The following is a 13175-nucleotide window of genomic DNA, read 5'->3' as shown; positions in this document are numbered from 1 at the left end:
CGTCTGATTTGTCTAGTGACACGGCGACAACCGGGATATACACTCTTCCCCGACGCGACGCACTCCCGAGCTCACGGCCGCGCAGCCGTTGGGTGACCGACGCGTCACCGGCGACGGCCCGGCGCAGATCGGCGCGGAGGGGGACCGGGTCCGGCGGAAGGCCGTAGCGCGGCTGCACCCGGCACTCGACCAGGGCCCGGCCGTCGACGGCGGAGGCATCCGCGGAGATCACCTCCAGCCGGTGCAGCGCCAGGCAGCCGGCGACCGTGGCGAGCAGGCCACGCCGGTCGGCCGCCGCGACCGACACCCGGTCGCCGGTCAGGTGGACGACCGGAAGTGGCCCGGCCAGCAGCTCCGGGTCCGGGGCGGGTGGCTCGGGGAGTACGCCGGTGTCCAGCGCGGTGCGGACCCGGGCGACCAGCTCGGCGACGAGTCGGCCCTTCCAGTCGGACCAGGCCGCCGGCCCGGTCGCCGCCGCGTCGGCGCGGACCAACGCGTGCAGCACATCCAGGGTGCCGGTGTCACCGACCGCCTCGGCCACCGAGGCGATGGTGACCGGGTCGGCCAGGTCCCGGCGGGTGGCCACGTCGGGCAGCAGCAGGTGCAGCCGGACCAGCTTGCCGATCAGCTCGACCTCCGGGGCGGGCAGACCGACCCTGGTGGCCACCGCCTGGGCAACCGGCACACCGACGGTGCTGTGGTCACCGGGGAGACCCTTGCCGATGTCGTGCAGGAGAGCGCCGAGGAGCAGCAGGTCGGGGCGCTCCACGTCGCGGGCGTGCCGGCTGGCCTCGTGCGCGGTCTGCACGAGGTGCCGGTCGAGGGTGAACCGGTGCACCGGGTTGTGCTGGGGCAGGCTGCGCAGCCGGGTCCACTCGGGCAGCCAGCCGTCGACCAGTCCGTACCTGTCGCAGGTCTCCCAGGCCGGCACCAGGCCGGCGCCGGCGCCGAGCAGGGTGATCAGCGCGGCCCGGGCCTCGGCCGGCCAGGGGGCCGGCAGTGGCGGGCAGTAGGCCGCCAGCCACTCGCAGGTGGCCCGCGCGATGGGGATTCGGGTCGTGGCCGACGCGGCGGCCATCCGCAGCGAGAGGCTCGGGTCGGGGCGTGCCCCGATCGCCGTACGGGCGAGCACCAGCTCGCCGTCGTGTTCGACCACGTCGCGGGCGACCGGGCGGCGGGCCGGGCGGCCGTTCCCGCCCCGGGAGCGACCGGAGCGCAGCCGGTCGGCGGCCCGGAAGGCGTCGTCCAGGGCGTGGCTGACCGTGCGGGCGTCACCGGCGACCCGACGCAGCAGCGCGTCGCCGTCTTCCAGGTCTAGCAGGGCGGCCACTCCGTCGCGCTCCTGGGCGACCAGCCGGTCGACCCGTCGGCCGACCTGCTGGTGCAGGGCGTCGCGGGTGTCCAAGAGGCGCAGGTGGGCGGCGCGTACGGCGGGACGCAGCGCGTCGGTGATGCCGGCGGCGGAGATCGCCCGCAGCAGCCCCACGTCGCGCAGACCGCCGGCGGCCTCCTTGAGGTCGCCCTCCAACAGGAAGGCCAGCTCACCGTGGGCCTGCCAGCGGGCTTCGGTGACCTCGCGCAGGCCGGGCAGGTGCCGGACGGCGGTACGCCGCCAGTGGTCGGCGGCGGTGCGGATCAGCGCGTCGGCCAGCGCCTGGTCTCCCACGATCAACCGGGCGTCGAGCAGCCCGAGGGCGACCTTGACGTCGTCCTGGGCCACCGAGAGCGCCTCGGCGACGGTGCGTACGGAGTGGTCGAGCCGCAGGCCCGCGTCCCAGATCGGGTACCAGACCGAGGCGGCCAACTCGTCCGTGCCGGGCACCCCGGCGTGCACCAGCACCAGGTCGAGGTCGCCGTACGGGGCGCACTGCCGCCGACCCAACCCCCCGACGGCCAGCAGCGCCACCCCGTCCCGCGCCGGCAACAGCCCTCGCAGAAAGCTGTCGTAAGCGGCAGCCCGCTCCCGCCGGGCCGCCTCCCCGATCCCCCCGGGAACGCCGACGACCTCGTTGATCAAGAGGTTCGCATCATCGTCGTGCCCTGACGCGTTCTTCTTGATCAACGAGGTCATGTCAGTCGCGGTCAGAGTGCGTCGAGGCCGCGTTCGCCGGTACGTACCCGGACGACCTCTTCGACACCGGTGACCCAGACCTTGCCGTCACCGATCTTGCCCGTGCGGGCCGCGCCGACGATGGCGTCCACGACCTTGTCCACGTCGATCTCGTCGGTGAGCACCTCGACCCGGATCTTGGGCAGGAACTCGACCGTGTACTCGGCACCCCGGTAGACCTCGGTGTGCCCCTTCTGCCGCCCGTACCCCTGAACCTCGCTGACGGTCAGCCCGGCCACCCCGAGGGCGTGCAGGGCCTCCTTCACCGCGTCCAGCTGGTACGGCTTGATGACTGCGGTCACCAGCTTCATGTCCAACCCCTCCATCCCAGGAACGTTAACCGGCGACCTTTTCGCTGACCGGCTCGGCGGACTCCGCCTCCGGCTTGGCACCGCTCGCCGTGCCGCCACCGGGGGTGCCGATGCCGGCCATCGCGAACGCGCTACCCGTGCCGCCGCCGGCCGGGGACAGGTCGTAGCTGCTCTCGGCGTGCTCGGCGATGTCGATGCCCTCGACCTCCGCCTCGCCCTTGACGCGGAAGCCGATCGTCTTCTCGATGACGAAGGCGAGCACCCAGGCGATGCCGAACGACCAGGCGGTGACGATCAGGCCGGCGAGGGCCTGCCGCCCGAGCTGGGTCGCGCCGCCGCCGTAGAAGAGGCCGTCGGAGGCACCCACCACGTCGGTGATCGCGGCGTTGACCGAGTTGGTGGCGAAGAGGCCCAGCCACAGCGAGCCGATCCAACCACCGACGAAGTGCACGCCGACCACGTCGAGCGAGTCGTCGTAGCCCAGCTTGTACTTGAGGCTGACGGCGAGCGCGCACACCGCGCCGGCGACGATGCCGAGCAGGACGGACGCCCACGGCGCGATGAAGCCACAGGCCGGGGTGATGGCGACCAGGCCGGCGACGGCGCCGGACGAGGCGCCGACCATCGTCGGCTTCCGGGTCTTGACCCACTCGACCGCGATCCAGCCGAGCACCGCCGCCGCCGTGGCGAGCTGGGTGTTGATGAAGGCGAGGCCGGCGACCGAGTCGACGGTCAGCTCCGAGCCGGCGTTGAACCCGAACCAGCCGAACCACAGCAGACCCGCACCGAGCGCGACCAGCGGGATGTTGTGCGGCTTCATGCCCTCACGCGGCCAACCGAGCCGCTTACCGAGGACCAGGGCCACGGCCAGGGCCGCCGCACCGGCGTTGATGTGCACCGCGGTGCCACCGGCGAAGTCCAGTGCGTGGATGTCAGCGCCGATGATGCCGCCGCCCCACACCCAGTGCGCGACCGGGAAGTAGACCAGGGTGGCCCAGCCGAAGGCGAACAGCAGCCAGCCGGCGAACTTGGCCCGGTCGGCGATGGCACCACTGATCAGCGCGACAGTGATCACCGCGAAGACCATCTGGAAGGCCATGAACACGTAGAGCGGAACCCCGATGCCGCTGGGGTTCTCCGCCGTGGCACCCCAGAGGTCGGTCTCGGCGAGGAAGGTCTTGGTGCCGAGGTACGCGCCCGGGTCGCCCCAGAAACCGTTCACGTCGGCCCCGAAGGCGACGCTGAAACCGTAGAACCACCACAGAATAGAGATGAGCCCGATAGCCGAGAAGCTCATCATCATCATGTTGAGTACGCCCTTGGCCCGGTTGAGGCCGCCGTAGAACAGCGCCAGTCCGGGGGTCATGAGCAGCACGAGCGCGGTCGAAACCAGCAGCCACGTGGTATTGGCGCCGTCGATCGTCGGTGCTTCAGGCACGCTGGCCTCCTAAAGGTGAAGTCCTCCTTCGCGGCTTTCCGGGGCAGCGTCGCCCGTAGGCCGGTTGCGCGGAAGCTTCGCGGCCGGCTGTTTCACTTTGGGTCCCGTGCGGGTTTCCGTTTCGTGACGGGTTGTTTCGGACGTGTCACGAACTCCGCACAGTCAGCAGCATGGACGATTGTGGATCGACCGGACGGCGAAGGTCGATGGCTGACCGGTCAGCGGCATCGACCGGTGCGCGTGCCAGGCCTGGCCGAGCATCGACCGGTGCGCGCGCCGGGCCCGGCCGAGCGTCGACCGACCGGCGCTCAGCGGAGCGCGTTCTCCAGGGTGTGCCGCTCGTAGTCGAGCAGCCGCAGATCGCGCATCGGCCGGCGCAGGTGGCCCTTGTGCACGATCCGGACGAACGCCGGCTCACCGGCGGCGGCCATCCGGCGGATCCCCTCGACGTGGTCCACGATCCGCTTGCGGATGGTCCGGATCAGCCGGTGCCGGTCCCGGGGGATCAGCCCGTACGCGTCGGCGAAGAGCCGGAGCCGGCGCGGCCGGTCCGGGTGCTTCCAGCCCAGCGTGATCGAGTCCCGGTCCGCGAAGATCGGCACCCAGGTCCAGGCCGCGTACGCCACGTCGTAGATCCGCGCCCCGGGCGAGGCGAGGTCGAAGTCGATCAGCCCGAGGGTGCCGTCCGGACGCCAGATCACGTTGTGCGGCGCGGCGTCGTGGTGGCAGATCACCTCGGTGTCCGGTGGCGGGGGCCCGAACGAGCGCCAGACCGCCGCCTGCGGAGGCGTGAAGCCGTACTGGGCGTCGTGGAACATCCGCAGCATGGTGGCGACGGTGACCAGGGCCTCGTCGGTCACCCAGTGCGGGGCGAGCGGATATTCTCCGCACTCCCCCTCCAGGTACGACAGCACCTCACGGTTGCGCTCGTCCATCCCGAGGGCCCGGGGGGCGCCGGTGAACCCCACGTACTCCAGGTGGCGCAGTAGTGCGTGCACGGACGGGGTCCACGGCCCGGCGTTGCGCCGGACCGTGTCACCCACGCGGACAACGGTGCTCACGTTGCCGCCGTGCAGCGGGATCTCCTGCGAAGTCACGTACGGTCTCCCGAGGCGCTGCGACGGATGGCCGGGGTCACGCCAGCCCGCGTACGCGCGATCGTCAGTGGTCACCCGAGACTACGCGTCCCGGCCGGTGGCCTCGGTCCCCAGCAACGCGTCGACGAACTGCGCCGGGTCGAACGGGGCCAGGTCGTCCTTGCCTTCGCCGAGGCCGACCAGCTTCACGGGGATGCCGAGCTTGCGCTGCACGGCGATCACGATGCCGCCCTTTGCGGTGCCGTCGAGCTTGGTCAGCACCACACCTGTCACGTTGACCACGTCGGTGAAGACCCGGGCCTGCTCCAGGCCGTTCTGCCCGGTGGTGGCGTCCAGGATGAGCAGTGTCTCGTCGATCGGGCCCTGCTTCTCCACCACACGCTTGACCTTGCCCAGCTCGTCCATCAGGCCGACCTTGTTCTGCAGGCGGCCGGCGGTGTCGATGAGCACGGTGTCCACGCCGGTGTCGATGCCGCGCTTGACGGCGTCGAAGGCGACACTGGCCGGGTCGGCGGCCTCGGGCCCCCGGACGGTCTCCGCGCCGACGCGCGAGCCCCAGGTCTCCAGTTGGTCGGCGGCGGCGGCCCGGAAGGTGTCCGCCGCGCCGAGCAGCACGCTGCGACCATCGGCCACCAGCACCCGGGCGATCTTGCCGCAGGTGGTGGTCTTGCCGGCGCCGTTGACGCCGACGACCAGGACCACCGCCGGCACGCCGTCCTTGGGGGCGGTCCGCAACGAGCGGTCCAGGCTCGGGTCGAGCGCGTTGACCAGCTCGGCGGCGAGCAGTGCCCGCAGCTCGTAGGCCGAGCGGGTGCCGAGCACCCGGGTGCGCTCGCGAAGCCGGTCGACGATGTCGCGGGTGGCGTCGACGCCGACGTCGGCGGTGATGAGGCTGTCCTCGATCTCCTCCCAGACGTCCTCGTCGAGGTGGTCGCGGGCGAGCAGGCCGAGCAGGCCCTTGCCGAACACGTTCTGTGAACGGGACAGCCGCGAGCGGAGCCGGACGAGCCGCCCGGCGGTCGGCTCGGGAACCTCGACCTGCGGTGCGAGCACCGGCGGCGGCTCGACCAGGACGCCGGTGGACAGATCGGACTCCGGTGCCTCGACCGGTGGCCCGGCGAGATCCTCCTCGGCCCTGGTGTCGACCTCGGTGCGTGGCAGCGGGGGCTCGGGCCGCCGCCGCAACCGCGGCACGACCAGCCCGACTGTGCCGGCGATCAGCACACCGAGCAGGACCAGAGCGAGGACGAGATATTCGGCCATGCCGGAATCCTGTCAGATGCGGGCGGCGGCGTCCCAGCCACCGCACCCCGAGCCGTGCTGGGAGCCTCAGCCACCGCTCCCGTGCGCGGTGCTCAGGGTCTCAGCCACCGTTCCCGTGCGCGGTGCTCGGGGTCTCCGCACCGCACCCGGCCGGCGCCAGCTAACCGGCGGTAGGCTCGGCCGCATGTCCGCCGCACACCTCCTCATCGGCCCCCTTCTGCGGCGAGTGGTGGACACCCGGGCGACGATCTGGGTAGAGACGGCGGCGCCCGCCGTGGTCACCGTCCGCACCGCCAGCGGCGCCACCGGCACCGCGCCCACCTTCTCGGCGTACGACCACCACTACGCCCTGGTGGTGGTGGACGGGCTTGCCCCGGACAGCGAGACCACCTACGAGGTGCTGGTCGACGACGAGATCGTCTGGCCGGTGCCGAGCAGCGGGTTCCCGCCGAGCGTGATCCGCACCCGGGCCGCGGACGATCGGGACCAGCCGGTCAATCTGATCTTCGGCTCGTGCCGGGAGACCACCCAGCACGCCACCACCCGCAAGCTGCCACCGGACGCCCTGGACGCGTACGCCCGGCGGTTGATGGCCGACCCGGAGTCGCACCCGCTGCCCGACCTGCTGGTGCTGCTCGGTGACCAGGTGTACGCCGACGTCACCTCGCCCACCGTGCGCCGGCTGCTGCGTCGACGGCGGCGGCGGCCCACGGGCGCTCCGGCCGACCAGGTGGTGAGCTTCGACGAGTACACCAAGCTCTACCTGGAGTCCTGGCGCGATCCGGAGATCCGCTGGCTGCTCTCCACGGTGCCGAGCGTGATGATCTTCGACGATCACGAGATCATCGACGACTGGAACACCTCGGCGGCGTGGCGAGCCGAGGTGCGCGAGCAGCCGTGGTGGCAGGAGCGGATCGGCAGTGGGCTCGCCTCGTACTGGGTCTACCAGCACCTGGGCAACCTCTCCCCCGACGAGATCGCCGCCGATCCGGTCTTCGCGAAGGTCGCCGCCGCCGAGGACGCCACAAGCGTGCTGCGCGAGTTCGGCCACCGGGTCGACCAGGAGTCCGACCTGGCGCACGACACCGAGCGCTGGCGCGCGGTGCAGTACCAGTGGAGTTACGCACTGGACCTGGGCCGGACCCGGCTGGTCATGCTGGACAACCGGTGCAGCCGGGTGCTCGAACCCAACAGCCGGGCGATGCTGCCGCCCGGCGAGTGGGCCTGGTTCCTCGACCAGGCACACGGGGTCTACGACCATCTGGTGGTGGGCGCCTCGCTGCCCTGGCTGCTGCCGCAGGGCATCCACCACATCGAGGCGTGGAACGAGAAACTGGCGGACTCGCGCCGGCCGTGGGTGGCGCGCGGGGCGGAGAAGCTGCGCCGCGCCCTGGACCTGGAGCACTGGGCGGCGTTCCGGGGTTCCTTCGAGGCGCTCGCCGAGACGTTCGCCCGCATCGGCACCGGCACGCCGCGGCAGTCCGGCGCGCGGATCGGGGCTGGGCCGGCGTACGCCCCACCGGCGTCGATCAGCGTGCTCTCCGGGGACGTGCACCACTCGTACGTGGCGCGGGCCCGGTTCGCCGACCCTGCGGTGGTCACCCCGGTGCACCAGCTCACCTGTTCGCCGATCCACAACCAGGTGCCGGCGGGCATCCGTCCGCTGATGCGGCTGGGCTGGTCGCCCGGTCCGGCCGGGGCCACCCGGGCGTTGGCCCGTTCGGCGGGCGTACGCCGACCGGGGGTGCGGTGGCGCAAGCTGGCCGGCCCCTACTTCGGCAACGCGGTCGCCACTCTGACCCATCAGGGGCGCGGGGCCGACGTGGTCATCGAGGGCACCACGAAGGACGGGCACCTAAGCCCGGTGATGCGGCGTCGACTCTCCGGCAGTGGCGAGCCGGCCGCGCCGTAGTCTCTACGCCGTGGACGAGCACCTGCCGGAGCCGATCCGGGCGGTCGAGCACGAGTTGACCGCTCTGCTGCGCCGTGGCCGGGCGGTCTCCTGGGAGATCGCCCGGGAGGTGCACCCGAACCTGGAGCCGAACACCTACGGGTTGCTGCTCTGGTTGCGCCGTAGCGGGTCGATCCGGTTGACCGAGTTGGCGGCCCGGTTGGGCGTGGGCAAGGGGACGCTGAGCCGGCAGATCAACGCGTTGGAGGTCCTCGGTCTGGTCCACCGCGACCCCGATCCGAGCGACCGGCGGGCCGCGCAGATCAGCCTCACCGAGGAGGGGCAGCGCCGGTTCGACGTCGCCCGCGCGGCCCGGTTGGGCGAGTTCCTGCGCGCCCTGGACGGCTGGCCGGAGCGGGACGTCGAGGAGTTCGCCCGGCTGCTCGGCCGGTTCAACGACTCCTGGCAGTAGCCGCACACCGCCAGGGACTCCTGGCAGCGGCCGTACAGGACCGGGGGAATAGGGCACCGGTCCGACAAGTTGTTGCTTCAGGCAACCAAGGCATACGGTTGCCTCAGGCAACTCCCAGGCGGCCCGTGCGTACCAGCCCCGCCGTTCCACCTCGACTCCGCTCGGAGGCAACAAACGATGAGCCAGGCGACAGCGCCTCCCCAGGCGACCGCCGTGACCATGACCCACCGGCAGATCCTGGAAGCACTCTCCGGCCTGCTGCTGGGTCTGTTCGTCGCGATCCTCTCCTCCACGGTCATCTCGAACGCGCTGCCGCGGATCATCACCGAACTGCACGGCGGCCAGTCCGCGTACACCTGGGTGGTGACCTCGGCCCTGCTCGCGACCACCGCGACCACCCCCATCTGGGGCAAGCTGGCCGACCTGACCAGCAAGAAGACCCTGGTCCAGCTCGCCCTGGGGATCTACGTGCTGGGCTCGGTACTCGCCGGCCTCGCCCAGGGCACCGGTGAGCTGATCGCCTGCCGGGTGCTCCAGGGCGTCGGCGCCGGCGGCCTCACCGCCCTGGCTCAGGTGATCATGGCCACGATGATCGCGCCCCGCGAACGCGGCCGGTACAGCGGCTACCTCGGCGCCGTGATGGCCGTCGGCACCATCGGCGGCCCGCTGATCGGCGGCGTGATCGTCGACACCTCCTGGCTCGGCTGGCGCTGGTGCTTCTACGTCGGCGTGCCGTTCGCCATCCTCGCGCTCATCGTGCTCCAGAAGACCCTGCACCTGCCGGTGGTCAAGCGGAAGGCCGAGATCGACTGGTGGGGCGCCACCCTGATCACCGCTGCCGTCTCGGTGCTGCTGATCTGGGTCTCGCTCGCTGGCGACCAGTTCGCCTGGGCCTCCTGGCAGACCGCCGCCATGGTCGTCGGCGCCCTGGTCCTCGGCGCGCTGGCGATCCGGGTCGAGACCCGGGCCGCCGAGCCGATGATCCCGCCGCGGCTGTTCCGCAACCGCACCATCACCCTCGCCGTCGTCGCCAGCATCGCGGTCGGTGTGGGCATGTTCGGCGCGTCGATCTTCCTGGGCCAGTACTTCCAGATCAGCCGCGGTCAGAGCCCGACCATGTCGGGTCTGATGACCCTGCCGATGATCCTCGGCCTGTTGGTCGCCTCCACGGTCATCGGGCGGGTCATCACCAGGACCGGCCGCTGGAAGCGGTACCTGGTGATCGGGTCGGCGCTGCTCACCGTCGGCTTCGCGCTGATGGGCACCCTCCGCGCCGACACCAGCTTCACCCTGCTCAGCGTCTACATGCTGGTGATCGGCGTCGGCCTGGGCATGACCATGCAGAACCTGGTCCTCGCCGTGCAGAACACCGTCGGCCCGCACGAACTCGGCGCGGCCAGCTCGGTGGTGGCGTTCTTCCGCAGCCTGGGTGGCGCGATCGGCGTCTCCGCCCTCGGAGCGGTGCTCGCCCACAAGGTCAAGGACTACACCGCCGACGGGCTGGCCCAACTCGGCATCCCGGCGTCCAGCTCCGGCAGCGGTGGCGCCCTGCCCGACGTGCACACCCTGCCCGGCCCGCTGCGGGCCGTGGTGGAGAGCGCGTACGGCCACGGCGCCGGTGACATCTTCCTGGCCGCCGCCCCGTTCGCCCTGATCGCGCTGATCGCGGTGGCCTTCATCAAGGAGGTGCCGCTGCGCCAGCACAACGGCAACCCGGTTTCCGACGAGGTCGAGCGGGAATCGACACTCGCCGCCGGGGCCGGCGCACCCGTGATCCGTACCGGTGAGCAGAGGTGAGGTAGAGCCATGGGCGTGGGAGCACCGGACCGCGAGGAGTACGGCCCCCGGACCCGACCGTTGCCCTTCGAGCGCGGCACGGACGGGCCTCGAATGATCATGGTGGGCGTCGACGGCACCCGTACCTCCGAGCGGGCCGGCTCCTACGCCGCGGGCCTGGCCCGTCGACAGGGCGCCGCCCTGGTGGTGGTCTTCGTCAGCTCGCCGAGCGGGCTGACCGCCCTGGTGCCCGGCATGGACGCCGGCGCGGTCCAGCGCACCCACGACGAGTTGGCCGACGAGTTGCGCCGGGAGTGTCGGCGCGGCGCCGAGCAGTGGGGCATTCCGGTGACCCTGCTGGTGCGGCGCGGCGACGCGTACGCCGAGCTGCGCGCGGCGGCCGACGAGTTCCAGGCCGACATGGTGGTGGTCGGCGCCTCCGAGCAGGCCGGACACCGGCTGGTCGGCTCGGTCGCCACCCGGCTGGTCCGCGCCGGCCGCTGGCCCGTCGTCGTGGTGCCCTGATAACCCGTCGCGGCGTGTCCCAGGTGACGGGCAGGATGCGCGGCATGACCTGGATCGCACCGGAGATCACCCGGACCCCCGAACCGTACGTCGGCGACGAGCGCACCATGCTCGACGGCTGGCTCGACTACCACCGACAGACACTGCTGCTCAAGTGCGCCGGCCTCACCGCCGAGCAGTTGAAGACGCCGAGCGTGCAGCCCTCGGGGCTCACCCTGCTCGGCCTCGTACGGCACATGACCGAGGTGGAGCGCTGGTGGTTCCGCATCCGCGCCGCCGGCGAGCACCTGGACGACCTCTACAACACCGACGCGAGCCCCGACGGCGACCTGGACGACATCGCCGACGCCGACGCCGAGACCGACTTCGCCACGTACGCCGCAGAACTCACTGCGGTCCGGGCCGCGACGGCCAAGCTGTCCCTGGACGACACCTTCCTGCGACGCCGCCGTGACGGCAGCGCCGACGAAATGAGCGTGCGCTGGGTGTACGTGCACATGATCGAGGAGTACGCCCGGCACAACGGTCACGCCGACCTGATCCGGGAACGCATCGACGGCGTCACCGGCGATTGATCAGCGCTCAGTAGTCCAGGGCCGCCCGCAGGTAACGCAGGTCGGCGTGGCCGCCCCAGCGGTGCGCCGACAGCCCGGCGGAGCGGGCACCCCGCACGGCCCAGTCCTCGTCGTCGACGAAGAGGACCCGGGCCGGCGGGGTGGCCAGGGCCACGCAGGCGGCCTTGAAGTATTCCGGGGCGGGCTTGTGCACGCCGATCACCGAGGAGTTGACCACCACGTCCAGCTCGCCGACCAGGCCGAGCGCGGCCAGGTCGGCGTCGAGCAGGTCGGTGGCGTTGGTGCCCAGCCCGACCCGGATGCCCGCCGCACGGACCTCCCGGACGAACGCCAGCACCTCCTGGTCGACCTCTCCCCGGTAGCTCTGCCACTGCTCCACCGCGGCGCGGGCCCGTTCCGGGCTGCCCACCGATTCGGTCAGGGCGTCCGCCACGCTGTTCATCCACTCGGCGTGGTTGACCTGGCCGGTGAGCACCGGCTGGAGCCGCCCCCACTGCATGGCGATCTCGCCGAGCACCCCCTCGGAGAGGCCGTACTCCCGCTCGACAACGGCGGCCACCGCCGGGTCCCACCGGCGCAGTACGCCGTCGAAGTCCAGCAGGAGCGCCGTCGCGCGTTCCCGAGCCACTACCCGTTCTCCTCGCCGCGGCCGTGCCGCTGGTCGTCCTCGTCGGCCCGGTTGAGCCGTTGGCTGATCACCTGAGTGACCCCGCTGCGCATGGTCACGCCGTAGAGCGCGTCGGCGATCTCCATCGTCCGCTTCTGGTGCGTGATGACGATCAGCTGGCTCTTCTCCCGCAACTGTGCCAGCAGCAGGATCAGCCGGCCCAGGTTGACGTCGTCGAGCGCCGCCTCCACCTCGTCCATGATGTAGAACGGGCTGGGCCGGGCGCGGAAGATCGCCACCAGCATGGCCACCGCGGTCAGCGACCGTTCGCCGCCGGAGAGCAGCGACAGCCGTTTGATCTTCTTGCCCGGCGGGCGGGCCTCCACCTCGACGCCGGTGGTGAGCAGGTCGTCCGGCTCGGTGAGGATCAGCCGTCCCTCGCCGCCGGGGAAGAGCACGGTGAACACCTGCTCGAACTCCCGGGCGGTGTCCTCGAAGGCGCTGGCGAAGACCTCCAGGATCCGCTCGTCCACGTCCTTGACCACGGTGAGCAGGTCCCGGCGGGTGGCCTTGAGGTCCTCCAACTGCTCGGAGAGGAACTTGAAACGCTCCTCCAGGGCGGCGAACTCCTCCAGCGCGAGCGGGTTGACCTTGCCGAGCAGGGCGAGTTCGCGTTCCGCCTTCGCGGCCCGCTTCTCCTGCACCGGCCGCTCGTAGCGCACCGGCTCGGGCACCGGCAGACCGTCCCGCTCGGCCGCCGCGACGTCCACCTGGGTCGGCGGAACGGGCTGGGCGGGACCGTACTCGGCGACAAGCGTCTCCACGTCCAGCCCGAAGTCCTCGGCGGCCTTCGCCTCCAACTGTTCGATGCGCAGCCGCTGCTCGGCCCGGGCCACCTCGTCGCGGTGCACCTGGCTGGTCAGCCGCTCCAGCTCCGCGCCGAGCCGCTTGGCTGCCCCGCGTACCTCCTGGAGTTCCGCCTCCCGCGCGGCGCGCTCCAGGGCGACCGCGTCGCGGTGCTCCTCGGCCGTCGCGATCGAGGTGGTCAGCCGGGTCAACGCCTCCCGGGCGCCACCGGCGACGGACCGCGCGATGCCCGCACCCCGGGCG

At 71.8% G+C, this 13175-nt stretch carries 12 protein-coding genes; 5 read left to right on the top strand and 7 right to left on the bottom strand.

Annotated elements, in window-relative coordinates:
* The 5 genes from PSH25_RS24730 to ftsY all read right to left on the bottom strand — a co-directional run.
* Positions 1-2071: [protein-PII] uridylyltransferase (locus PSH25_RS24730; RefSeq protein ID WP_238661347.1), on the bottom strand; the 2071-nt coding region annotated here is incomplete at its 3' end.
* An 11-nt stretch (positions 2072-2082) separates the two neighbouring features.
* A complete protein-coding gene (locus tag PSH25_RS24725; RefSeq protein WP_172862163.1) occupies positions 2083-2421 on the bottom strand; it encodes a P-II family nitrogen regulator in 339 nt (112 codons plus the stop codon).
* Between the two features lie 25 nt (positions 2422-2446).
* The gene (locus PSH25_RS24720) at positions 2447-3859 is read right to left on the bottom strand and encodes an ammonium transporter (RefSeq protein WP_238661346.1); all 1413 of its coding nucleotides are present in this window, start codon (positions 3857-3859) and stop codon (positions 2447-2449) included.
* A 308-nt stretch (positions 3860-4167) separates the two neighbouring features.
* On the bottom strand, positions 4168-5031 hold the full coding sequence (locus PSH25_RS24715) for a phosphotransferase (protein WP_181518597.1): 864 nt from the start codon (positions 5029-5031) through the stop codon (positions 4168-4170).
* 6 nt (positions 5032-5037) lie between these two features.
* Positions 5038-6219, bottom strand: a complete 1182-nt coding sequence (gene ftsY, locus PSH25_RS24710) for a signal recognition particle-docking protein FtsY (RefSeq protein ID WP_238661345.1) — start codon at positions 6217-6219, stop codon at positions 5038-5040.
* A gap of 184 nt (positions 6220-6403) precedes the next feature.
* On the opposite strand from ftsY, the gene PSH25_RS24705 reads away from it, so the two are divergent.
* The 5 genes from PSH25_RS24705 to PSH25_RS24685 all read left to right on the top strand — a co-directional run bounded on the left by PSH25_RS24705 (position 6404) and on the right by PSH25_RS24685 (position 11458).
* Positions 6404-8131, top strand: a complete 1728-nt coding sequence (locus PSH25_RS24705; protein WP_238661344.1) for an alkaline phosphatase D family protein — start codon at positions 6404-6406, stop codon at positions 8129-8131.
* 10 nt (positions 8132-8141) lie between these two features.
* Complete coding sequence (locus PSH25_RS24700) at positions 8142-8582, top strand: MarR family winged helix-turn-helix transcriptional regulator (protein WP_238661343.1); 441 nt, start codon at positions 8142-8144, stop codon at positions 8580-8582.
* A gap of 219 nt (positions 8583-8801) precedes the next feature.
* Complete coding sequence (locus PSH25_RS24695; RefSeq protein WP_502361360.1) at positions 8802-10379, top strand: MDR family MFS transporter; 1578 nt, start codon at positions 8802-8804, stop codon at positions 10377-10379.
* 9 nt (positions 10380-10388) lie between these two features.
* The gene (locus tag PSH25_RS24690; protein ID WP_238661341.1) at positions 10389-10883 is read left to right on the top strand and encodes a universal stress protein; all 495 of its coding nucleotides are present in this window, start codon (positions 10389-10391) and stop codon (positions 10881-10883) included.
* A gap of 44 nt (positions 10884-10927) precedes the next feature.
* Entirely contained in the window at positions 10928-11458 is a 531-nt protein-coding gene (locus PSH25_RS24685) for a DinB family protein (protein WP_238661340.1), read from the top strand.
* 7 nt (positions 11459-11465) lie between these two features.
* Here the strand turns inward: PSH25_RS24685 and PSH25_RS24680 are convergent, their stop codons facing one another.
* Positions 11466-12086 (bottom strand): HAD family hydrolase, encoded by a 621-nt coding sequence (locus PSH25_RS24680; RefSeq protein ID WP_238661339.1) that lies wholly within the window; start codon positions 12084-12086, stop codon positions 11466-11468.
* The coding region (locus PSH25_RS24675) for a coiled-coil domain-containing protein (RefSeq protein WP_238661338.1) at positions 12086-13175 on the bottom strand (1090 nt) is incomplete at its 5' end. The genes PSH25_RS24675 and PSH25_RS24680, both read right to left, overlap by 1 nt.

The organism is Micromonospora foliorum, assembly GCF_022229015.1.
In the GTDB taxonomy this organism is placed as follows: domain Bacteria; phylum Actinomycetota; class Actinomycetes; order Mycobacteriales; family Micromonosporaceae; genus Micromonospora; species Micromonospora foliorum.
Note: the sequence above shows the minus strand (reverse complement) of the source record. Positions and strands in the feature narration are given on the sequence as shown.